Below are 22,122 nucleotides of genomic sequence, written 5' to 3'. Positions count from 1 at the left end.
CCCTCCTTCGCGCGGAGGGCGCAATGAACTGGACTGATACGACACATGGCTATTCCCTGAGCACCTGCCTACATCTGGGGCAACCCTGCCCGGCGGCAGAGCGCATGATTGCGCGCCTCGCCGCCGCCATGGGACAGGCAAAAGCCGTCACAACCGAGGATTTCGAAATTGCCGGGACATGCGAGCTGACCGCCTGCGACCGGCCCTGCGAGGCGAGATTTGCCGCCAGACATGACCGCATCCGCATTTATTGTGGTGTCTCGCAAGAGGCGGATCTGGCCGGTCTTGACCGTTTCGCGGATGCCCTCTTTCTGCCCTCGGCTGACAGCCTCCCCCTTGCCAAGCTGCCGGATTACCCCTGCGGCTTGGCACAGGCTGTGCCGCTGGCACCTCAGATGGTCCGGATCACCCCGCCGCAGCTCGCAGCTGTCAGCTGAACGCCGCTTTGAAAGCACCGCACGCCGCGCTTGCGCGGCGCCACGCCCAACGGGATAGGACCTTGCCGAAGGTCATATCCGGGCGGGAGCATCTCCCCGCGCCGACCCGTTTCACACAGCCGCGGTCAGGTGCCTTTGCCGGGAATACGCCTCGGGCCATACGCCCAGATCATCTGAGCGTCGGTCTCGATTGCGCAGGGGCGAATGGCCCGTAGCCGTGCCAACGCCAGATCCGGCCGCTCGCCGCATTCCGTCATCAGCCGCAGCACCACCATGCCAGACCGGCCACAGCCACCCCGGCAATGCACCAGCACCCGACCACCGCCAACAAGCGCCTTGCGCGCCAGATGGCTGACCTCCGGCCAACGGCTCAGGATCTCCGGCGGCGGCGCACTGAAATCAGGGACGGGCAAATGTATCCATCGGCTGCCGATACTCTGCAGATCCGTGCCAATCGTCTCGGCACCAACTGCGGCATGTTCCTCCTCCGTGGTCATCGAAATGACCAAACCGGGCTGCCACTCTCGAATGTGGTCCATATCGCCACGATAATCGCCCCCTGCACCGGGCAGCGGGCATAGCGCCAGAATACCATCCGCCACCGAAAGCGCGTGCAAGATCAGCGTGCCCCCGGCCCGCTCCTCTTCGATGTCACCGTGTTGAGATCCATCCTCCATGGTCAGCCCCCACTGCCAATTCACCGCCTGATCCTACGCCAGCAATCCCCCCGGACGATCACATCCTCCAATGTAGCGATCTGTCGGCCCTGCACCTAATGGTTTCTGAAAGCCCGATGGCACACACCCCTTATCCTGCCGCGACCACCATCAGCGGTGGACGCCACGCGCGGGCTTGCCTACTTTACCCGGACATCAACGACCGACCCCCGAATCTGGCACGAGACATCATGAGCGACACAGCAGGCGACACAGCAGACCAAACCTCGGGTCAATACCAGGTTCTGGCCCGCAAATACCGGCCCGAGACCTTTGCCGATCTGGTGGGTCAGGACGCCATGGTGCGGACGCTGAAGAACGCCTTTGCCGCCGATCGCATTGCCCAGGCGTTCATCATGACAGGCATCCGCGGCACCGGCAAAACCACAACCGCCCGGATCATCGCCAAGGGCATGAACTGCATCGGCGAGGATGGCCAGGGCGGCCCCACCACCGATCCTTGTGGCAAATGCGAGCATTGCACGGCGATCATGGAAGGCCGCCATGTAGATGTGATGGAGATGGACGCGGCCTCGCGCACAGGTGTCGGAGACATCCGCGAGATCATTGACTCGGTGCAATACCGCGCCGCCTCGGCCCGCTACAAGATCTACATCATCGACGAAGTTCACATGCTGTCGACCAGCGCGTTCAACGCGCTCTTGAAGACGCTGGAGGAGCCGCCCGCGCATGTGAAGTTCATCTTCGCCACTACCGAAATCCGCAAGGTGCCGGTGACGGTGCTGTCGCGCTGCCAGCGGTTTGACCTGCGCCGGATCGAGCCGGAGGTGATGATTGCCCTCCTGCGCAAGATCGCAACGGCTGAGGGCGCCCAGATTGCCGACGACGCGCTGGCGCTCATCACTCGCGCCGCCGAAGGATCTGCCCGGGATGCGACCTCGCTCCTGGATCAGGCGATTTCCCATGGCGCGGGTGAGACCACCGCCGATCAGGTCCGCGCCATGCTGGGCCTTGCCGACCGCGGCCGGGTCTTGGACCTGATGGACATGATCCTGCGCGGCGATGCGGCGGCGGCACTGACGGAACTCAGTGCGCAATATGCCGAGGGCGCAGACCCGTTGGCGGTGCTGCGCGATCTGGCGGAGATCACCCATTGGGTTTCTGTGGTGAAGATCACGCCTGATGCGGCTGAAGACCCCACCGTCAGCCCCGATGAGCGCGCCCGTGGCGGCCAGATGGCCGAAGCCCTGCCGATGCGGGTGCTGACGCGGATGTGGCAGATGCTTCTGAAGGCTCTGGAGGAGGTTGCCGCCGCCCCCAACGCGATGATGGCGGCCGAAATGGCGGTGATCCGCCTGACTCATGTGGCTGATTTGCCAACCCCCGAACAGCTGATGCGCACGCTTCAGGACACCCCGCCGCCGCCACCAGCTGGCCCCGGCAATGGCGCCCCCCTGCCGCAGGCGGGCGCGCAGGGGCACCATGCCGGGCAATATGCGGGCCAAAACACCGGCCAGAATCAAAACTCCGGCCACAACACAGGGCAGACAGCCTCCGGCTATCAGCCCGGCCCTGGCAGCGGGCCGACGATGTCGCAGACCATCTCCGCCACGGGCGGCGGACCGGCCACTGCCCTTGCGCCGCAGATGGATCAGGCGCTGGCCCGATACCCCAGTTTTGAACATATCGTTGAACTGATTCGCGTCCGCCGGGATGGCCTGCTGCTGGAATATGTCAAAACCTACCTGAGGCTGGTCTCCTACCAGCCGGGGCGGATCACCATCCAGCCCACCGATGACGCGCCCAAGGATCTGGCACAACGCCTTGGCCAGCAGCTGCAGACCTGGACTCAGGCACGCTGGGTCATTTCCATCGCAAACGAAGGCGGTGGTGAGACGATCACCGAACGCGACAATGCAGTTGAAAACGCCCTGCGCGACAAGGCCAGTCAACATCCGATCGTACAGGCCGTTCTGGACAGCTTCCCCAAGGCCAGGATCATCAAGATCCGCACCGCCGAAGACCTCGCCGCCGAGGTCGAAGCAGACGCCCTGCCAGAGGTCGAGGACGAATGGGATCCCTTCGAAGAAGAGTAACTTGCTTTGCAGGTATAATGACGCTGTTTCCCGCTGCAGCAATTGCAGAAGTCTGTGATAAGGAACGACTATCTTGGAAACCGGGTGATGGTCCGGCCACCGCCTGGGATGAGTTGATAGGCCTCTCCACCCTGCCCGTGTCCCTTGCGTTGCTTGCCCTTGCGGGCATCGCTCTGACCACACGAAACCGCCCGACCTTCGCAATCGCTGCCGTGCTCTGGGCCGGTCTTGCCTTTGTCGTTGCGATTGACCGGTACGAAAACGCGCTGAATTATGCGGTAGCCTACGACCTTGCAGAAGATTGCTTGGCGCCACCCCACTTGTTCATCGGCCTTGCAGTTGCGATATGTGCCGGGATGACTTACGGCGCGCTGCGCCCTCGCACTTAGGAGAAAACAGATGCTCAAAGGCCTCGGCGGTCTTGGCGACATGGCCAAGATGATGAAATCGGCACAGGAACTGCAAACCAAAATGGCGCAGATGCAGGAAGACCTGCACAATGTCATGGTCACCGGCGAAGCAGGCGCAGGTCTGGTGAAGGCGACCGCCTCGGCCAAGGGCGATCTGAAGGCGCTGGATATTGATCCGTCGATCTTCAACGGCGACGACAAGGAAGTGGTCGAAGACCTGATCCTCGCCGCAATCAAGGATGCCCAAGCGAAGGCAGCCGAGAAGGCGCAGGACGAAATGGCCAAGCTGACCGAAAGCATGGGCCTTCCCAAGGATATCAAACTGCCGTTCTAAGCTGCGGCATCATGCAGACCCGATCAGGCGGCCCTGTGGCCGCCTTTTCTTTTGCCCCGCAGGCACTGTAAAACAAAACCTGAACAGACTGCCTGCGCCCCCTTGTGCTTTCCAAGGGCAATCAGCCTATATAGCGGGGCAGATAGGGGCGTTAGGCATGATCAAGAACTCCACCACCGATATCGAAGACCTGATTGCCCTGATGGCCAAACTGCCGGGGCTGGGGCCGCGCTCTGCCCGCCGGGCGGTCTTGCACCTGATCCGCAAACGCGCCCTGCTGCTGACACCACTGGCTGAAACGATGAGTGACGTTGCAGCCACGGCTCGTGAATGCCTCAACTGCGGCAATGTCGGCACCAGCGATCTCTGTACCATCTGCGAGGATATGACCCGCGCCAATGGCGAACTCTGCGTGGTGGAGGATGTCGCGGATCTCTGGGCGATGGAGCGGGCGGCGGTCTTCAAAGGGCGCTATCACGTGCTTGGCGGCACGCTGTCGGCGCTGGATGCCGTCGGCCCCGACGAGCTGCGCATTCCCCGTCTGGTGGACCGGGTTCAGGCCGAGAACGTCACGGAGGTGATTCTGGCGCTCAACGCCACGATCGACGGCCAGACCACGGCGCATTACATTGCCGATCAGCTCAACGGCCGGGTTCGGCTCACCTCTCTTGCGCAGGGCGTGCCCATCGGCGGAGAACTGGATTACCTCGACGAAGGCACCATCACGGCGGCCCTGCGCGCCCGCAAGGACATCTGACACGCCCGTGCCACCCTTGGCCCGCGACCACGCCCCATGCCCAGGCGATATCTGATCAGACACAGCGGTTGGACGCTGATGTTCACAGGCGGAAACGCCGCGCAGTCACCCGGCACTATGCCAGTGGTCGAGTCTTTGTTTTCAAGGAGAAATGGTGGCGTGGGGGAGACTCGAACTCCCGACCTAACGATTATGAGTCGTTCGCTCTAACCAACTGAGCTACCGCGCCGTCGGGGTGCGAGGTACGCCAGCCACGGCCGCGCGTCAAGGCAGAAATGTCAGAAAAATGCAGCGATCCGCACCGAAAGGCGAATTTTTTGTGACGGTCGAATAATTGGCCTGCCCGCAGCTCAGCGGCCTGCCAGCATCCACGCCACAGCCACCCCGAAGGCAAGGCGCCTGAAACGCAAAAAAGCCACGGAACGCTGTGCATCCCGTGGCTTTTTTTAACCTTGCGTCACCCCTGTGCAGGGGCGCGTGTGGCTTAGAAACGGGGATCCGTATCGTCCTCGTCATCCTCGTCATCGCCACCGGCAGGCAGGTTGAAGAAGCTGTCAGCGTCAACCACATCCTCTTCTTCGGCGCGGCTCGGCTTGTCGCTGCCACCGAGGGTAAAGGTCTCCAGACCCTCGATCGCCGACGGCATACGGGGCTCTGCGTCCATCTCCAGCGACTGTTCAGTCGACACCAACTTGCGACGTTCGTCATCGCTCATCACACCACCTTCGGCAGCCTTCTTGGCGGCGGCTTTCTGTACGGCGGCATCCAGTTCGGACTGTTTACACAGGCCCAGCGCGACCGGGTCGATCGGCTGGATATTGGCAATGTTCCAATGGGTCCGCTCGCGGATCGCCTGAATGGTCGGCTTGGTGGTGCCCACCAGCTTGGAAATCTGGCCATCGGACAGCTCAGGGTGGAACTTCACCAGCCAGTAGATCGACGCCGGACGGTCCTGACGCTTGGACAGCGGCGTGTAGCGCGGTCCACGGCGTTTCTCTTCACCGGCAGCAGCCGGGTTGAACTTCAACTTCAGCTTATGCAGCGGGTTGTTTTCGGCCTTATCCACCTCTTCCTGCGTCAGCTGGTTGTTGGCAACCGGGTCGAACCCTTTGACGCCAGCAGCCACATCGCCATCAGCGATGCCCTGGATTTCCAGCTCGTGCATACCGACAAAATCGGCAATCTGTTTGAAGCTGATCGTGGTATTGTCCACCAGCCACACGGCGGTCGCCTTGGCCATCAACGGTTTTGCCATGCGCTCATCTCCTTAGTAACACGGTTGTCCCAGATACATCTTTCCCGTCGCCTGAAAGAGGCTTCCCCGATTTGGGGCGGTTTCCGTTGTCGGGGAACTTCAATTCTATATAGTCGCGATGTTTCTATAAGGAAAGAGGCGAATGCGCGGCATCAAACGGACCCTGAAGGCAGCCCTTATTGCGGTAGCAACTGTCGGACTGGGCATCGCCTTTGCCGCGACATCGCCGAGACAGGCAACAGCCGAAGGCGAGATTGCCGGGCAGTTCGACTACTATGTCCTCAGTCTCAGCTGGTCGCCGAACTGGTGTGCGCTGGAAGGCGATGCCAAACGGTCCGAGCAATGCGACCCCCGCCACGATCATGGCTGGACCCTGCATGGGCTCTGGCCGCAGTTCCATCGTGGCTGGCCGAGCTACTGCCGCACCGCAGAGGCGCCGCCGACCCGCCAGCAGACGCAGCAGATGGCCGACATCATGGGGACCTCCGGCCTCGCCTGGCATCAGTGGAAGAAACACGGAACCTGTAGTGGCCTGTCCGCTCGCGAATATTTCGCCCTCTCCCGGCAGGCCTACGCAGAGATCAACCGACCGCGTGCCTTTCGCAGGCTGACCCAAGCCGTGACCCTACCCGCCAGTCTGGTGGAACAGGCCTTTCTGCAGGACAACCCCGATCTGAAGCCCGACACGCTGACCATCACCTGCCGCGATGGCCACATCCAGGAAGCCCGCATCTGTCTGTCCCGCGAGCTGAAACCCGTGCCCTGCGGCCGCGATGTGATCCGGGACTGCACGCAGAAAAACGCGGTGTTCGAGCCGATCCGCTAGCGCTGCGATCCGCACGGCCAGACGACTCCTGCGCCGAAGCACAGGGAGAGGCACCGGGAAATGGCATCCCTCGCGCCATAGTGACCCAATTTGCGCTGTCTTTATGGTAGACTGAGCATATGCACCACTCTGAGAGCACCTCAGATCCGGACCTGTCGTGCTCACCTCCCTTGACCGGACTGCCGCGCACTGCGCGAACCCGAGAGGAATAATCATGGCACGAACCATCGGAAACCCCATCAGCTGGCTGGCAAAATCCGTTGGCCTGACCAGTTCCCATCTCTCCGCTTCGGTGGACCATCTGGGCAGTGACAAGGCAGGCGAGATGCCCCGCGTGCTCCAGCTGGACATGGCAGACCTCGGTGCTGCGCTGCGGGCCGGGTGGCAGGATTTCGCGGCCTGCCGATCTGACGCCATGGCGCTTGTCTTTCTCTACCCGCTGATTGGCGTGGCCTTGGTTGTCCTCAGCCTGTCGATGAACCTCCTGCCGTTGATCCTCCCGCTGGTCCTCGGATTTGCGCTGGTTGGCCCGGTCGCCGCCGTTGGGCTCTATGAGATGTCATCACGCCGCGAGGCCGGTTTCACACCGCGCTGGATGGACGCCTTTGCCGTGCTGCGCTCCCCGGCGTTCCTGTCGATCCTGATGCTGGGCCTATATCTGGCCGCGCTCTGCATCCTCTGGCTGACGGTGGCTGCGGCGATCTACAACCGCACGCTCGGGCCCGAGGCCCCGACATCTCTGGCGGCCTTTACCCAGGATATCTTCACCACCGGTGCCGGCTGGGCAATGCTGGTGATCGGCGGCACCGTAGGCGGGATCTTCGCCTTTGCAGCGCTCGCGGTCAGCCTTGTGTCTTTTCCGCTGTTGCTGGACCGGCATGTCGGCCTGCCCATCGCTGTCGCCACATCCCTGCGCGTGGTGCGCCGGAATCTCTGGGTCTCGCTGGTCTGGGGCCTCATTGTCGCGCTTGCGCTGCTGGTTGCTGCGATCCCGATGTTTGCGGGCATGATCGTGGTGGTCCCGGTATTGGGACACGCCACCTGGCATCTCTATCGCCGAGCCGTTGCCTGACACGTGCCGGCGACAACCGCGCCTGCACGATCAGCCCGCGCGGCGGGGCCTACCCCTCGCCGCCGACCTCCAAAACAATCTTGCCGATATGCGCAGAGCTTTCCATCCGTGCATGGGCCGCCGCCGCATCTTCCAGGGCAAAGGTCTGGTCCATCACCGGCGCGAATTTCCCTGCCTCGATAAGTGGCCAGACCACCTCGCGCAGATCCCGCGCAATCTGGGCCTTTGCCAGATCGCTCTGTGGTCGCAGTGTTGATCCGGTCAGCGTCAGACGCCGCGCCATGACCTGGGCAAAGTTCAACTCCACCTTCGGACCTGACAGAAACGCGATGTGGACCATGCGGCCATCATCCGCGAGCGCACGCACGTTGCGCGGAATATAGTCGCCGCCCACCATGTCCAGAATCAGATTGGCCCCGCCTTCGCTTTTCATTACCTCGACGAAATCCTCATCGCGGTAATTGATCGCCCGTTCGGCCCCAAGCGTCAGGCACGCCGCACATTTCTCATCTGATCCGGCGGTCGTGAAGACCCGCGCGCCCAGCTGCGAAGCAAGCTGAATCGCGGTTGTTCCGATACCGGATGACCCTCCGTGAACAAGAAACCGCTCCCCGGCCAGCAGGCCCCCGCGGGTAAAGACGTTGGACCAGACGGTGAAACAGGTCTCCGGCAGGCAGGCCGCCTGCTTCATAGACAGCCCCTCAGGCACCGGCAGGCAATGCGCCGCTGGCGTCGCGACATATTCGGCATAGCCGCCGCCGGGTAGCAGCGCACAGACCCGGTCGCCCACAGTCAGCTCGCTGACCCCGGCGCCAATGGCGACCACCTCGCCTGAGGCTTCCAGGCCCGGCAGGTCGCTGGCGGTCGGGGGAGGTGCGTATTTGCCCGCGCGTTGCAGCGCATCCGGGCGATTGACGCCTGCATAGGCCACTTTCAGAACCACCTGCCCATGCGCCGGGGTCGGCATCGGGCGGGCACAGCCCTGCAAAACCTCAGGCCCACCCGGCTCGCGAATCTCAATCGCCTGCATCATCTCGGTCATTGGCATTCCTCCGCTGTTGTCACTGCCTAGCAAAGGACGGCTGCCCGTCAAAGACGTTGCATTGGCACAGGCAACCAGAACGTTGCGCCCATCAGCGCCGCGGGGTCGACCAGCTGCCCGGCAGGTCGTCGCGCGCGCTCGGCGCCTTTATCTGCTGGGCCAGCCAGTTCGGCCCCACCAACAGAGGTTTCAGCAACGGGTTGGACTGCACCTGCGCCTTCAGTTTCTCGAACTGCATGACGTTGTCGATGCGACGGTCGAGAAACTCCCAGCTGGCCTGGTGGTTCAGACTGTCGTCTCCCAGCCAATAGAGCACGGTCGAAGAATAAACGCCCGCAAGCGATCCCCGCTTGGTGTACCAGTTGATATCCTCCGAAGAATCGCCAAGCGCGGTCCAGATCGCATCCACCGTGCCCCAGATCAGCCGAACACCATCGCCTGCGTATTGTGGCAGCGAAAACAAAGTGGTGCCACGGCGCACGGCCTCCTTATCGTCGACGACCTCCAGCCGCAGACGCACCGCCCGTGCGATCTTATCGCGAAACCGCAGGCCGGTCATGTCCTCTTGCGCCAATCGCTCAAGCATCAGCTGATCACCACGCCTGTGAAAGGCAACCGCCAGATCTACCGCGCCGCGTGGGCACAACGCCTCCGCCAGCGCCGGGGCAACCCCGGCGTCCGCCACCGCTGCAGAGAATGTCGAGGCGCTCCAGCCATCAAAGGGCACATGCAGTAATGCGGCATTCAGCAGCCGCTCGATGGTGTCGCCCGCCTCAGGCACGGAGCGCGGGTCGGTGTGATCCTCAATCGTCATGATATCGCCTTCCGAAATCTCATCTCTCTCTAATCGCAATCGCGTCTTCTGGACACCGGGTATCACCTGCGGCGCGGACAGACACGCCCGGACTGTTCGGCTCAGCGACAATGACGCATCAAACAGCTACAGGAGCATCTGCACCGCCCCTGCCCGGCACTGGACAAGCTAGCACGACCTTGCTATATGGCCAGCTCCTGCAAATCCTTGCAACTCAACTTAGAAAGGTGGTGAAAACCACATGCAGGTTAGTGTTCGCGACAATAACGTCGATCAGGCGCTTCGTGCCCTGAAGAAAAAGCTGCAGCGTGAAGGCGTCTTCCGCGAAATGAAGCTCAAGCAACATTTCGAGAAGCCGTCCGAGAAAAAAGCGCGTGAGAAAGCTGAAGCGATTCGCCGTGCCCGTAAACTGGCACGTAAGAAAGCACAGCGCGAAGGCCTCCTCTGAGCCCTTCGATCCGCAGTTCTGGACGCAAAATTGACGACCCCCGAGGCTTTGCCGCGGGGGTTTGTCGTTTTTGCCCTCCCCGAAAATAGCGAGTGCGACAATCCGTCGCCTATAAAATTAATATTTTATCAAAAAATACACGCAATACGTGTGTTCGTTTCTGGAAAACTGCGCTAGTCTGGTTAATGCACGGGCAGGCTGAAGCGTTTCCCCAGCAGCTGCCCGCTCCATCGGATCTGGAACACCCGGTGGTTTAAACCCGGAGCAGGCAGCGTCTCCCCCCCATCAGGCGCTTGTCTTACCCCCTTACAACCAAGGCATTTGCCGCTCCGGGTTCCTTCTCTCCTCAGAGCCCACGGGTAGACAGCGCCCTGACTGCGCTTTCCCTAACAGCCCCGCACCACGCCTGCGCGCCCGCCCGATCAGGCGCAGCCAGGGCCCGGTCCCGGCGGCTGTCCAGACGCGACAAACGGCCTGCCGTCAGTAGATCTTGGGCACGTAGAGGTCATCCGGCAGCACCCGGCGTTCGTAATCGGGCTTGTACTCCCGGTCCGGCAGCGAGACCCGTTCGCTCGGCACCTCGCTATATGGAATCTTCGTCAGCAGATGCTCGATACAGTTCAGCCGCTCGCGCTTCTTGTCGTTGCCCTCGACGATATACCAGGGCGCTTCTGGGATATTGGTGCGCTCGAACATATCTTCCTTGGCCTTGGTATACTGCTCCCAGCGGATTCGGCTCTCCAGATCCATCGGCGACAGCTTCCACTGTTTCATCGGATCATGGATCCGCATGAGAAACCGCAGCTGCTGTTCTTCATCGGTGATGGAGAACCAGTATTTCAGCAGGATGATGCCCGACCGAACCAGCATCCGCTCGAATTCGGGAACGTCCTGAAAGAACTGTTCGACCTGGTCATCGCTGGCAAATCCCATGACCCGCTCCACCCCGGCGCGATTGTACCAGGAGCGGTCGAAGAGCACGATTTCACCCGCCGCCGGCAGATACGGCACATAGCGCTGGAAATACCACTGGCTCTGCTCACGGCGGCTGGGGGCGGGCAAGGCCACCACCCGCGCCACCCGCGGGTTCAGGCGCTGGGTGATCCGCTTGATCACCCCGCCCTTGCCTGCGCTGTCGCGGCCCTCAAACAGGATGCAGACCTTTGCCCCAGTGTGCTGGACCCAGTCCTGCACCTTGATCAGCTCCGCCTGCAACCGCAGCAGATTGCGGAAATAGACCTTACGGTCCAGCATCTCCGGATGCTGTGAGCGATAGATCTTGCGCAGCTCCATCGACAGCATCGGTTCGGCGAACTCGATCTCGAAATCTTCGTCCAACGTGTCCTGAAGTTCAGCGTCCAGCCAGTCAAAGGAATCAGGGTCATACTCGCTGGTCACGCTCGGGCTCCTTGGTCGGTTAGTGGTCAGTCACGCGGCAGTAGCAGGCGGATGTGATTGTTTCATGTCACACCATACCGTCGCAGAGATCCGTCGGCACTCCGCGCCGTCACTGCCAACAGGCCATCGCTCCCCGTGGCGCGACCGCCGACAGGGTCAGAACAGGGAATCGAATAATCCGAACGGGCGCAAGGGGGCACGGTGCGAGAAACACCAATTACGCGCGATGATCACTCAAAATCATGTCAGCTGCCTTTTCCGCGATCATGATTGTGGGGGCATTGGTATTGCCGCTGGGAATCACCGGCATCACACTGGCATCAACCACCCGCAGCCCCGCCACTCCGCGCAGCCGAAGCGCCCCATCCACCGGCGCCGCCTCCTCGATGCCCATCCGCACCGTACAGGTCGGGTGAAATATCGTGGTGCCGATATCACCCGCTGCCTGCATCAGATCCGCCTCCTCATCGGATCCGCCGCCCGGCTTCAGCTCCTCCGGCAGATAGCGGCGCATGGCGGACTGCCCCATGATCGCGCGTGCCTGCCGGATCGCGGCGACCGCGACCTGACGATCGCCTGCGGTTGACAGGTAATTGGGTGCAATACGCGGCGCCTGCATCGGATCGGCGCTGGTGATCGCCACCTCACCCCGGCTTTCGGGCCGCAGGTTGCACACACTCGCCGTCAGCCCCGGAAAGTCATGCAGCGGCTGACCAAAGGCCTCCAGCGTCAGGGGCTGCACGTGATACTCCAGATCCGGCGTCGCCAGATCCGGGCGCGACCGTGAAAACGCACCCAGCTGACTGGGCGCCATCGACATCGGGCCAGACCGGCGCAGCGCATATTCGGCAGCGATCTTCACCTTGCCAATCAGCGAGTTTGCCAGCGTGTTCAGCGTCTTTGCCCCGCTCAGCCGCCAGGCGCAGCGCAGCTGCAGATGATCCTGAAGGTTCCGCCCAATCTCAGGTAGGTCACGATGCACCTCGATCCCATGCGCCCGCAGCAGTTCCGCCGGACCCAGGCCAGAGAGTTGCAGGATCTGAGGGCTGTTGATTGCGCCCGCCGACAGCACGATTTCCCCCCGCGTCCGCGCGGTCCTGATCACGCCACCCTGGCTGTACTCCACGCCCACCGCCCGGCCCTCTTCGATCAGAATGCGCCGTGTATGGGCGCCGGTCTCGACCTTCAGTGTCTCACCGGTGGCAGTCCGCAGAAACGCCTTTGCGGTGTTCATCCGCCAGCCGCCACGCTGATTCACCCGGAAGTAACCGACTCCTTCGTTGTTACCGGTGTTGAAATCCGTGACCTTTGGCAGCCCCCAGTCCGCGGCCGCCTGCATCCAGTCGTCCAGCACATCCCAATGCAGCCGCTGGTTTTCCACCCGCCATTCGCCGCCCGAGCCGTGCAGATCGGACGGCCCTTCGACGTAATCCTCTGACTTCTTGAAATAGGGCAGCACGTCGTCCCAGCCCCAGCCGGTCAGGCCGCGCTGACGCCAGCCGTCATAATCCGCCGCCTGTCCGCGCAGGTACAACATCCCGTTGATGGAGGAACAGCCGCCCAGCACCTTGCCGCGCGGATAGATCAGCGCCCGCCCGTTCAGCCCGGCCTCGGCCTCGGTCCGATACATCCAGTCGGTACGCGGATTGTTGATACAATAGAGATATCCCATCGGGATATGCACCCAATGGTAGTTGTCCCGGCCTCCCGCTTCCAACAGCAGCACGCGCTGCCCTGCGGCACTCAACCGGTTGGCCAGCACACACCCCGCGCTGCCCGCGCCAATGATGATATAGTCCCAGTCCATATGCCCCCGCCCGCGACGATCCTGCCGTCTTTTTCTGCCGGAGCAGTCTTTCCCAGATCACGGAGCCTGACAAGCCGCCCTGCCACAGGGGCGCTGCCCCAGTCAGACCGGCAGCGCCGTGGTCTTGAACACCGTACGCAGCGCAAAGGAGCTTTGCATCTGCGCCACGCCGGGCAGTCGCGTCAGATGCTGGCGATGGATGCGGGCGAAATCATCGGTGTTTTCAGCCACCACCTTCAGGATGTAATCCGCCGTTCCCGCCATCAGATGACATTCAAGCACATCCGGAATGCGTGCCACTGCCTTCTCAAACGCGTCCAGCAGCTCGTCGGCCTGGCTTTGCAGGGTAATCTCCACAAATACCGTTGCGGGCAAGTTCATCTTGCGTGCATCCAGCAGCGCGACATAATTGCGGATATAGCCATCCGCCTCCAGGCGCTGGACCCGTCGGTGGCAGGCCGACGCAGACAGGTTAACCTGTTCGCTCAGCTCTGCGTTGGAGATCCGGCCCTGCTTCTGCAACACCTGCAAGATCCGACGATCCGTGTGATCAAGTGACATATGGTGAAAGATCCTTCGTCAAAGTTACAATATATTCGAAGAACCTTCGATCTGCACCTTTTTAATCTGCCCAAAAAAGAAGCACTTTTCACTGCGCCTGCGGCACAATAGCGCAAGCATGTAGGAGGAGTGATTACATGAAAATCGGATGCCCCACAGAGATCAAGCCGCAGGAATTCCGCGTCGGCATGACGCCGGACGCCGCCCGTGAAGCCGTTAACCACGGACATTCTGTCCTGATCCAGGCCGGTGCTGGCATGGGTGCAGGTTTCACCGATGAGGATTACGTCGCCGCTGGTGCCGCCATCATCGACACCGCCGAAGAGATCTTCGCGACCGCCGACATGATCGTGAAGGTCAAGGAACCCCAGGCCGTTGAGCGCAAGATGCTGCGCGAAGGCCAGCTGCTGTTCACTTATCTGCACCTGGCCCCCGATCCGGAGCAGACAAAGGACCTTCTGGAAAGCGGCTGTACCGCCATCGCCTATGAAACCGTGACCGACGACCGTGGCGGCCTGCCGCTGCTGGCGCCGATGTCCGAAGTGGCCGGCCGTCTGGCCCCGCAGGTTGGCGCATACACCCTGCAAAAGGCAAACGGTGGCCGTGGCGTTCTGATGGGCGGCGTGCCCGGCGTGGCCCCCGCCAAGGTTGTTGTGATCGGCGGCGGTGTGGTCGGCACCCATGCGGCCAAGATCGCTGCGGGCATGGGCGCAGATGTCACTATTCTCGACCGGTCGCTCACACGCCTGAAGTACCTCGACGATGTCTTCGGTCGCGACTTCAAGAACCAGTATTCCACCGCTGGTGCCACCGCTGAGCTGGTCCGTGACGCCGATATGGTGATCGGTGCGGTTCTGATCCCCGGTGCCGCGGCGCCGAAACTGGTCTCCCGTGCACAGCTCAGCGAGATGAAGCCGGGTGCGGTTCTGGTCGACGTCGCTATCGACCAGGGCGGCTGCTTCGAGACCTCCAGAGCCACCACCCACGCCGACCCGATCTACGAAGTCGACGGCATCATGCACTACTGCGTGGCCAACATGCCGGGCGCCGTCGCGCGCACCTCGACCCAGGCCCTGGGCAATGCGACCCTGCCCTTCATGCTGAACCTCGCCAACAAAGGATGGAAACAGGCCTGCGCCGATGATCCGCACCTGCTGAACGGTCTGAACGTCCACGCTGGCAAGCTGACCTATTTCGCCGTCGGCAAGGCACTGGGTATCGACGTCGTCTCCCCACAACTGATGATCAAGTAACACCTCCCTCACACTTGGCATCAGCCTGAACAAGGCCCCGCAATCGCGGGGCCTTGTCGCATTTTCAGCAGGTTTGATCCGCCGCAGAAATAATTCTGTAAGCGCCACTAGACAATCGGTCTAGTCAGCTTATGTCTAGCGTCATGAGTGAGACACGCCTGCAAATTCTGGACACCGGCCGCAAGCTGACCGCACAGCGCGGCTACACCTCGGTTGGCCTGACCGAGCTGCTGAGCACGGCGCAGGTGCCCAAAGGCTCCTTCTATCACTATTTCGCCTCGAAAGAGGATTATGGCTGCGCGCTCCTGCGCCACTATGTTGATCAATACCGGCTGGAGCTCCGGCACACGCTGAATGATCCCGAACAATCGGGGCGGGATCAGGTGCTGGGCTATTTCCGCTGCTGGAAAGATCGCCAGATCTCCGGCAACGCAGAGCAGAAATGCCTGATCGTGAAGCTAGCAGCAGAAGTGTCCGATCTGTCCGCCGACATGCGCGCGATCCTGCAACACGGCGTGGAATCGATCGTCGCCCGCCTGTCCGACTGCCTTCGCGGCGCACAGGCGGATGGGTCTCTGGCCGCAAGTGTCGATCCCGACCAGACCGCCACAACCCTCTACCAGATCTGGCTGGGAGCCAGCCTCATGGCACATCTGTCCCAGGACGGCGCGCCGTTTGAAACCGCCATGTCCCAGACCCTGATCATGCTCCCACCACCGCAGAGCTGATCCGCGCCAAAAAAATTTTCCAACCACTAGACGATCGGTCTAGTTCGTAACTTCATCAGAGAGGAATCATCCCATGCCACAGTCCGACAGCACCAACCGCAAATTCGTCCTCGCAGAGCGCCCCAAGGGTGAGCCGACCGACAGCACCCTGCGCCTGGAAACCAGCGACATCCCGACCCCCGGCGAAGGCCAGATGCTGCTGCGCAACGAATACCTGTCGCTGGACCCCTACATGCGCGGCCGGATGAGCAGCGCCCCGTCTTATGCCGCTCCGGTCGAAATCGGAGAGGTCATGGTGGGCGGCACCGTTGCCCAGGTCGTGACCTCCAACCTTCAGGGGTACGAACCGGGCGACTGGGTTGTCGCCTTCGGCGGCTGGCAGGACTATGCGCTGTCTGATGGAACCCTCACCATCAATATGGGCAAGACCCCGCAGAACCCCTCTTGGGCGCTTGGTGTTCTGGGCATGCCCGGTCTCACCGCCTGGGCGGGTCTCACCCAGATCGGCCAGCCAAAGGAAGGCGAAACACTGGTGGTCGCAGGCGCCAGCGGACCCGTGGGGGCGACCGTAGGCCAGATCGGCAAGATCCTCGGTTTGCGCGTTGTCGGCATCGCCGGCGGGGCCGAAAAATGCCAGCATGTCGTCGACACTTTGGGCTTTGATGCCTGCATAGATTACAAGACTGATAGCTTTGCCGACGATCTCACCAAAGCGGTCCCGGATGGCATCGACATCTATTTCGAGAACGTCGGCGGTGCCGTCTTCGATGCGGTGATGCCGCTGTTGAACCCCTCGGCTCGGATCCCGCTCTGCGGCCTCATCTCCCAGTATAATGCCACCGCCCTGCCCGAAGGCCCCGACCGGATGAACTATCTGATGGGCCAGCTGCTGCGCAAGCGCATTACCATGCGCGGCTTCATTGTCTTTGACGATTTCGGCCACCTCTACCCGGAGTTCGCCAAGCAGATGACCGGCTGGGTACAGGACGGCAAAGTGAAATACCGCGAGGAAATGATCGAAGGTCTGGAACAAGCGCCCGCCGCATTCGTTGGTCTCCTGAGAGGCGAGGCCTTTGGCAAACGCGTCATTCACCTCGCCGACTGATCTGAACTTCATATGGAAAGGAGACCCGAGATGAAAATCCTGATGGTTCTCACATCCCACGACCAACTGGGCGACACGGGCGAAAAAACCGGCTTCTGGCTGGAGGAATTCGCCGCCCCCTACTACGTGTTCAAAGATGCCGGCGCCGAAGTCACGCTGGCCTCGCCCAAAGGCGGCCAGCCGCCACTTGACCCCAAAAGCGACGATGACAGCGCCCAGACCGAAGCCACCCGCCGGTTCAAGGACGATCCCGCCGCGCAGGGCGCCTTGGCCAATACCAAGGTGCTGTCCGAGGTGACAGACGCAGGTTTCGATGCGATCTTCTACCCCGGTGGCCACGGCCCGCTCTGGGATCTGGCCGAAGACGCCGACAGCCGCCGCCTGATCGAAGGGTTCGCCCGGAGCGACCGCCCGGTCGGCGCCGTCTGCCACGCCCCGGCCGTGTTCCGCCACACCGAGGGGGCCGATGGCAAACCGCTGGTGGCGGGCAAGCGCGTCACCGGATTCACCAACACCGAGGAAGAGGCCGTTGGCCTCACCGATGTGGTGCCCTTCCTGGTCGAGGACATGCTGAAAGCCAATGGCGGCCTGTATGAAAAACAGGACGACTGGGCGGAATTTGCCATCATCGACGGCAAGCTGGTCACCGGACAGAACCCGGCCTCCTCCGAGGATGCAGCCCGCAAGCTGATGTCGCTTCTCTAACGACGCGCGACAGACCACCAATAAAAAGGCCGCCCTCCATCACGGGGGCGGCCTTTTCCGGTCTCGCAGAACAGCGCGATCAGATCGCTTCTTTCATGCTTTCTTCCAGATAGATCTCGCGCAGGCGCTTGGCGATCGGACCCGGCGTACCATCGCCCAGCGCTACACCATCAATTTCAACAACCGGCATCACGAAAGCAGAAGCCGAGGTGGTAAAGGCCTCATCCGCCGCCTTGGCTTCCTCGATGGTGAACAGGCGCTCTTCCACTTTCAGCTGTGCCTCTTCCGCCATGCGCAGAACCGCCTTGCGAGTGATGCCGTGCAGAATGTCATTGGACAGCGGGCGGGTGACGATCACGCCATCCTTGACGAAATAGGCGTTGTTCGACGTCCCCTCGGTCACATGACCATCCTCGATCATCCAGGCGTCATCTGCGCCGGCCTTCTTGGCCATCATCTTGCCCATGGAGGGGTAGAGCAGCTGCACAGTCTTGATGTCGCGACGGCCCCAGCGGATGTCCTCGATCGAGATGATCTTGGCGCCTTTCTTGGCTGCCGGGCTGTCCGCAAGACCGGGTTTGTTCTGGGTAAACAGCACCAGCGTCGGCTGGGTATCGGCAGAGGGGAACACAAAATCACGATCCCCGTCCGAGCCACGGCTGACCTGCAGATAGACCAGGCCTTCCTCGATACCGTTCAGTTCAACCAGCTTGCGGTGTATCTCCAGCAGCTCTTCCTTCGAGCAGGGCTCCGCCATCTCCAGCTCATCCAGCGAGCGCTTCAGACGCACGGCGTGACCTTCGAAATCGATCAGCTTGCCGCCCAGAACCGACGTCACCTCATAAACCGCATCCGCCATCAGAAAGCCGCGGTCAAAAATGGAGACCTTGGCTTCGGTCTCGGGCAGGTATTCGCCATTCACATATACGGTACGGGTCATCTTGGTCTCCTTAACCCCACAAGGCTGCGTTCGGCGGGTGCACGCCGGCTGCGTCGAAATTCAATGGTTCCTCGCGGTCTTCGGCCAGAAGCAGCGGCCCGTCAAGGTCCGTGACCATCGCACCCTGCGCCACCAGTGTCGCAGGGGCCATCGCCAGAGACGATCCCACCATGCAGCCCACCATCACATCAAAGCCCCGCGCCAGTGCCGCCTCGCGCAGTTTCAGCGCTTCGGTCAGCCCGCCGGTCTTGTCCAGCTTGATATTGATGACATCATATTTTCCTTCAAGCGCAGCAAGGCTCTCACGGTCATGGCAGCTCTCATCGGCGCAGACCGGCACCGGCCGCTCCATCCCTAACAGGGCCTCATCCTCTCCCGCGGGCAGCGGCTGTTCAACCAGCGCCACACCCAGCCGCACCAGATGCGGGGCAAGATCGGCATAGACCTCCGCGCTCCACCCCTCATTGGCATCAACGATGATCCGCGCATCAGGCGCACCCGCGCGCACGGCTTCCAGGCGGGCCATATCGTCAGCGGTCCCCAGCTTGATCTTCAGAAGCGGACGATAGGCATTCTTCGCTGCCTGCGCCTGCATGTTCTCGGGGCTATCAAGCGACAGCGTATAGGCGGTGATCTCGGGCTTTGGCTCCGGCAGACCTGCCAGCTCCCAGACGCGCTTGCCCGCCCGTTTCGCTTCCAGATCCCATAGCGCACAATCCACTGCGTTGCGCGCCGCGCCCGCAGGCAGGAGCGATTGCAGCTCTTCACGACCAAATGTCTCGGGCAGACCTTCAATCTCGGCAGTGACACTCTCAAGCGTCTCGCCATAGCGCGCATAGGGCACACATTCGCCCCAGCCCGTCATACCATCCTGCTCAATGCGAACCGTCAGCACCTTGGCCTCGGTGCGCGAGCCGCGGGAGATGGTAAAGACCTGCGCCAGCTTGAAGGTATCGGGGGTCACGCTGATCTGCATGGCTGTCTCCATCACTGCGGTTTTAGTCAATCTCTATTTGGTCAAATCCGACCGCGCGGGATCCAACCGGACAAGGCGCCGGCAAGGACGCAGGCCCCGGATGTCATCTTTCCCGAAATACTCCCGCCGGAGGCTCCGATCCTGTCGGACCACCCCGGCGACAGCAAGGTTAGATCACACCGCGTTCAGCGCGTCCACCAGACGGCCAGCGCCATGGCGATAGGGGTCAACCGCAGGCAGACCCATCCGCGCCTCGACCTCGGCGAGGTAGGATTTCGCCTCTTCCTCGCTCAAATGCTGGGTGTTGACGGAAATGCCGACAACCTTGCAGTCCGGGTTGGAAACCTGCGCCAGCGGCAGCGCGGTATCACGCAGCTGCTCCAGGCTCGGCAGCTTATATCCCGGCAGGCCACGCATATGCTCACGGGTCGGCTCATGGCACAGGATCAGCGCATCCGGCTGCCCACCATGCACCAGTGCCATGGTCACCCCGGAATACGACACGTGAAACAAAGAGCCCTGACCTTCGATCAGATCCCAGTGGTCGTCTTCATTGTCCGGCGTCAGATACTCGACGGCACCGGCCATGAAATCCGCAATCACGGCATCCAGCGGCACGCCCTGGCCGGTGATCAGAATACCCGTCTGACCCGTCGCGCGGAAGGACGACTTCATCCCGCGTTCCTGCATCTCGGCATCCATCGCCAGCGCGGTATACATCTTGCCGACCGAACAATCCGTGCCAACCGCCAGACAGCGCTTGCCGCTGCGCTTCACCCCATTGGCGATCGGATAGCCAACAGTGGGCACGCGCACATCATGCAGGGTGCCGCCATGGGTCTGGGCAGCTGCCACCAGATCGCCCTCGTCACGCAGCAGGTTGTGCAGGCCAGACGCCAGATCATAGCCCATCTCGAGGGCCGCAATCAGCACCTCTTTCCACGCCGGAGAGATCACGCCGCCCCGGTTGGCAACACCGATCACCAGCGTCTTGGCACCGGCGGCCTTGGCCTCTGCCAGCGTCATGTCGGTCAGCCCCAGATCGGCACCACAGCCCGGCAGGCGGATCTGGCCCACCGCATGGTCGGGCCGCCAGTCACGGATACCGATGGCCACCTTGGCAGCCAGCATATCGGGCGCGTCGCCCAGAAACAGCAGATACGGGGTCTCGATCATGGCGGGGCCTCCTGAGTAAAAGTCGAGTTCCGCGCGAGTGTAAGAGAGCCGCTCTGCGAGAGGCTCCCGAATTCCGCGCAATATCCGCAGGTCAACGCAGAATTCTTCGACGTTTTTGCAAATTACACGAAGATTATTCGATCCTCGCGACGGATGCGCGCGTTCCTTGCTTGGTTGCGCCCGCAGGCACGCGTCAGAGCTGTCGCTTTCTGCATCTGCAATGCTGCGCTTGCACAAATTCCTTGCAGGTCGGATCGTAATTTAATACCAAAACAGAAGGAAAATTTGACACTTCATTACCCAAAGGTCACCAGCATGAGTTTTCGCATCCAACCCGCCGCCCCGGCCCGCCCCAACCGTTGCCAGTTGTTCGGCCCCGGCTCCAACACCAAGCTCTTTCCCAAAATGGCGGCCTCGGCAGCGGATGTGATCAACCTCGATCTGGAAGATTCGGTAGCCCCCTCCGACAAGGACAGCGCTCGCGCCAATGTGATCGAGGCCCTGAACACGGTCGATTGGGGCAACAAATACATGTCGGTGCGCATCAACGGGCTGGATACGCCCTATTGGTATCGCGATGTTGTGGATCTTCTGGAACAGGCCGGTGACCGCCTCGATCAGATCATGATCCCCAAGGTGGGCTGCGCTGAAGACGTCTATGCGGTCGACGCGCTGGTCACCGCCATTGAACGCGCCAAGGGCCGCAGCAAACCGGTATCCTTTGAGGTGATCATCGAATCCGCTGCGGGCATCGCCCATGTCGAAGCCATCGCCGCCAGCAGCCCGCGCCTTCAGGCCATGTCGCTGGGTGCGGCGGATTTCGCGGCCTCGATGGGCATGCAGACCACCGGCATCGGCGGCACGCAGGAAGCCTACTACATGCTGCGCGCGGGCGAAAAACACTGGTCCGATCCCTGGCACTGGGCGCAGGCCGCCATCGTTGCCGCCTGTCGCACCCATGGCATCCTGCCGGTGGACGGTCCATTCGGAGATTTCTCTGATGACGAGGGCTATATCGCCCAGGCCAAACGCTCCGCCACGCTGGGGATGGTCGGGAAATGGGCCATCCACCCCAAACAGATCGCACTGGCCAATCAGGTCTTCACCCCGTCGCAAGAGGCAGTCTCCGAGGCCCGCGAAATCCTTGCCGCAATGGAAACTGCCAAGGCCAACGGCGAAGGTGCCACCGTCTACAAGGGTCGCCTGGTCGATATCGCCTCGATCAAACAGGCCGAGGTGATTGTCGCCCAATCGGACCTGATCGCCAGCAACAGCTGACCCAGAAAGCCGGGAGCGCAACCGCGC

23 protein-coding genes and 1 tRNA gene are annotated in these 22,122 nt (G+C 61.8%); 13 read left to right on the top strand and 11 right to left on the bottom strand.

The genetic code is table 11. The features are described 5' to 3' along the window. The first annotated feature begins 23 nt into the window (after positions 1 to 23). Positions 24 to 437: a hypothetical protein gene (locus VWY34_RS18730; RefSeq protein ID WP_416545192.1), complete on the top strand. Its 414-nt coding sequence runs from the start codon at positions 24 to 26 to the stop codon at positions 435 to 437. Between the two features lie 125 nt (positions 438 to 562). On the opposite strand, the gene VWY34_RS18725 is transcribed toward VWY34_RS18730, so the two are convergent. Then, the gene (locus tag VWY34_RS18725) at positions 563 to 1,114 is read right to left on the bottom strand and encodes a protein-tyrosine phosphatase family protein (protein WP_416538246.1); all 552 of its coding nucleotides are present in this window, start codon (positions 1,112 to 1,114) and stop codon (positions 563 to 565) included. A gap of 230 nt (positions 1,115 to 1,344) precedes the next feature. On the opposite strand from VWY34_RS18725, the gene VWY34_RS18720 reads away from it, so the two are divergent. The 4 genes from VWY34_RS18720 (at position 1,345) to recR (ending at position 4,711) form a co-directional block, all read left to right on the top strand. Then, a complete protein-coding gene (locus VWY34_RS18720) occupies positions 1,345 to 3,210 on the top strand; it encodes a DNA polymerase III subunit gamma/tau (RefSeq protein ID WP_416534614.1) in 1,866 nt (621 codons plus the stop codon). 17 nt (positions 3,211 to 3,227) lie between these two features. Beyond that, a complete protein-coding gene (locus VWY34_RS18715) occupies positions 3,228 to 3,599 on the top strand; it encodes a hypothetical protein (RefSeq protein WP_260082097.1) in 372 nt (123 codons plus the stop codon). 10 nt (positions 3,600 to 3,609) lie between these two features. After that, entirely contained in the window at positions 3,610 to 3,954 is a 345-nt protein-coding gene (locus VWY34_RS18710; RefSeq protein WP_019298230.1) for a YbaB/EbfC family nucleoid-associated protein, read from the top strand. A 157-nt stretch (positions 3,955 to 4,111) separates the two neighbouring features. Beyond that, complete coding sequence (gene recR / locus VWY34_RS18705; RefSeq protein ID WP_416534616.1) at positions 4,112 to 4,711, top strand: recombination mediator RecR; 600 nt, start codon at positions 4,112 to 4,114, stop codon at positions 4,709 to 4,711. Positions 4,712 to 4,863: 152 nt separating this feature from the next. On the opposite strand, the gene VWY34_RS18700 is transcribed toward recR, so the two are convergent. Both VWY34_RS18700 and VWY34_RS18695 read right to left on the bottom strand, forming a co-directional pair. Then, a tRNA-Met gene (locus VWY34_RS18700) sits at positions 4,864 to 4,940 on the bottom strand. 255 nt (positions 4,941 to 5,195) lie between these two features. Next, complete coding sequence (locus VWY34_RS18695; protein ID WP_340546702.1) at positions 5,196 to 5,966, bottom strand: DUF1013 domain-containing protein; 771 nt, start codon at positions 5,964 to 5,966, stop codon at positions 5,196 to 5,198. Positions 5,967 to 6,108: 142 nt separating this feature from the next. Here VWY34_RS18695 and VWY34_RS18690 point away from each other — a divergent pair, with 142 nt between their 5' ends. Both VWY34_RS18690 and VWY34_RS18685 read left to right on the top strand, forming a co-directional pair. After that, positions 6,109 to 6,792: a ribonuclease T2 family protein gene (locus tag VWY34_RS18690; protein ID WP_416545190.1), complete on the top strand. Its 684-nt coding sequence runs from the start codon at positions 6,109 to 6,111 to the stop codon at positions 6,790 to 6,792. Positions 6,793 to 7,006: 214 nt separating this feature from the next. Beyond that, a complete protein-coding gene (locus VWY34_RS18685; RefSeq protein ID WP_340546700.1) occupies positions 7,007 to 7,864 on the top strand; it encodes a DUF2189 domain-containing protein in 858 nt (285 codons plus the stop codon). Between the two features lie 49 nt (positions 7,865 to 7,913). Here the strand turns inward: VWY34_RS18685 and VWY34_RS18680 are convergent, their stop codons facing one another. Together VWY34_RS18680 and VWY34_RS18675 are read right to left on the bottom strand one after the other, a co-directional pair. Then, the gene (locus tag VWY34_RS18680; protein WP_416541109.1) at positions 7,914 to 8,906 is read right to left on the bottom strand and encodes an NAD(P)H-quinone oxidoreductase; all 993 of its coding nucleotides are present in this window, start codon (positions 8,904 to 8,906) and stop codon (positions 7,914 to 7,916) included. A 91-nt stretch (positions 8,907 to 8,997) separates the two neighbouring features. Further along, positions 8,998 to 9,720, bottom strand: a complete 723-nt coding sequence (locus VWY34_RS18675; RefSeq protein WP_416545188.1) for a COQ9 family protein — start codon at positions 9,718 to 9,720, stop codon at positions 8,998 to 9,000. Positions 9,721 to 9,961: 241 nt separating this feature from the next. On the opposite strand from VWY34_RS18675, the gene rpsU reads away from it, so the two are divergent. Continuing rightward, the gene (gene rpsU, locus VWY34_RS18670; protein ID WP_005614280.1) at positions 9,962 to 10,168 is read left to right on the top strand and encodes a 30S ribosomal protein S21; all 207 of its coding nucleotides are present in this window, start codon (positions 9,962 to 9,964) and stop codon (positions 10,166 to 10,168) included. 480 nt (positions 10,169 to 10,648) lie between these two features. Here rpsU and ppk2 read toward each other — a convergent pair whose 3' ends face one another. From ppk2 to VWY34_RS18655, 3 genes are all read right to left on the bottom strand, one after another. After that, positions 10,649 to 11,566, bottom strand: coding sequence for a polyphosphate kinase 2 (gene ppk2 / locus VWY34_RS18665; RefSeq protein WP_340546697.1), 918 nt, complete (start codon positions 11,564 to 11,566; stop codon positions 10,649 to 10,651). A 217-nt stretch (positions 11,567 to 11,783) separates the two neighbouring features. Then, positions 11,784 to 13,373, bottom strand: coding sequence for a GMC family oxidoreductase (locus VWY34_RS18660; RefSeq protein WP_416534621.1), 1,590 nt, complete (start codon positions 13,371 to 13,373; stop codon positions 11,784 to 11,786). Positions 13,374 to 13,475: 102 nt separating this feature from the next. After that, a complete protein-coding gene (locus tag VWY34_RS18655) occupies positions 13,476 to 13,934 on the bottom strand; it encodes an Lrp/AsnC family transcriptional regulator (RefSeq protein ID WP_014875917.1) in 459 nt (152 codons plus the stop codon). Between the two features lie 137 nt (positions 13,935 to 14,071). On the opposite strand from VWY34_RS18655, the gene ald reads away from it, so the two are divergent. From ald to VWY34_RS18635, 4 genes are all read left to right on the top strand, one after another. After that, positions 14,072 to 15,187, top strand: coding sequence for an alanine dehydrogenase (ald, locus tag VWY34_RS18650; protein ID WP_340546695.1), 1,116 nt, complete (start codon positions 14,072 to 14,074; stop codon positions 15,185 to 15,187). Positions 15,188 to 15,330: 143 nt separating this feature from the next. Continuing rightward, the gene (locus tag VWY34_RS18645) at positions 15,331 to 15,915 is read left to right on the top strand and encodes a TetR/AcrR family transcriptional regulator (RefSeq protein ID WP_416541107.1); all 585 of its coding nucleotides are present in this window, start codon (positions 15,331 to 15,333) and stop codon (positions 15,913 to 15,915) included. A gap of 73 nt (positions 15,916 to 15,988) precedes the next feature. Next, complete coding sequence (locus VWY34_RS18640; protein WP_416545186.1) at positions 15,989 to 17,020, top strand: NADP-dependent oxidoreductase; 1,032 nt, start codon at positions 15,989 to 15,991, stop codon at positions 17,018 to 17,020. Positions 17,021 to 17,050: 30 nt separating this feature from the next. Further along, on the top strand, positions 17,051 to 17,725 hold the full coding sequence (locus VWY34_RS18635) for a type 1 glutamine amidotransferase domain-containing protein (protein ID WP_340546692.1): 675 nt from the start codon (positions 17,051 to 17,053) through the stop codon (positions 17,723 to 17,725). 79 nt (positions 17,726 to 17,804) lie between these two features. Here the strand turns inward: VWY34_RS18635 and VWY34_RS18630 are convergent, their stop codons facing one another. The 3 genes from VWY34_RS18630 to dgcN form a co-directional block, all read right to left on the bottom strand. Continuing rightward, the gene (locus tag VWY34_RS18630; RefSeq protein WP_340546691.1) at positions 17,805 to 18,665 is read right to left on the bottom strand and encodes a D-amino-acid transaminase; all 861 of its coding nucleotides are present in this window, start codon (positions 18,663 to 18,665) and stop codon (positions 17,805 to 17,807) included. 10 nt (positions 18,666 to 18,675) lie between these two features. Next, a complete protein-coding gene (gene dgcA, locus VWY34_RS18625; RefSeq protein ID WP_416545331.1) occupies positions 18,676 to 19,641 on the bottom strand; it encodes an N-acetyl-D-Glu racemase DgcA in 966 nt (321 codons plus the stop codon). 174 nt (positions 19,642 to 19,815) lie between these two features. After that, the gene (dgcN, locus tag VWY34_RS18620; RefSeq protein WP_340546689.1) at positions 19,816 to 20,817 is read right to left on the bottom strand and encodes an N-acetyltransferase DgcN; all 1,002 of its coding nucleotides are present in this window, start codon (positions 20,815 to 20,817) and stop codon (positions 19,816 to 19,818) included. A gap of 315 nt (positions 20,818 to 21,132) precedes the next feature. On the opposite strand from dgcN, the gene VWY34_RS18615 reads away from it, so the two are divergent. After that, a complete protein-coding gene (locus VWY34_RS18615) occupies positions 21,133 to 22,095 on the top strand; it encodes an L-malyl-CoA/beta-methylmalyl-CoA lyase (RefSeq protein WP_416545184.1) in 963 nt (320 codons plus the stop codon). Positions 22,096 to 22,122: the final 27 nt, after the last annotated feature.

Source organism: Phaeobacter sp. JH20_02 (genome assembly GCF_048056915.1).
GTDB lineage: Bacteria > Pseudomonadota > Alphaproteobacteria > Rhodobacterales > Rhodobacteraceae > Phaeobacter > Phaeobacter bryozoorum.
The sequence above is the reverse complement of the archived record's forward strand: the minus strand, read 5'-3'. Positions and strand labels throughout refer to the sequence as shown.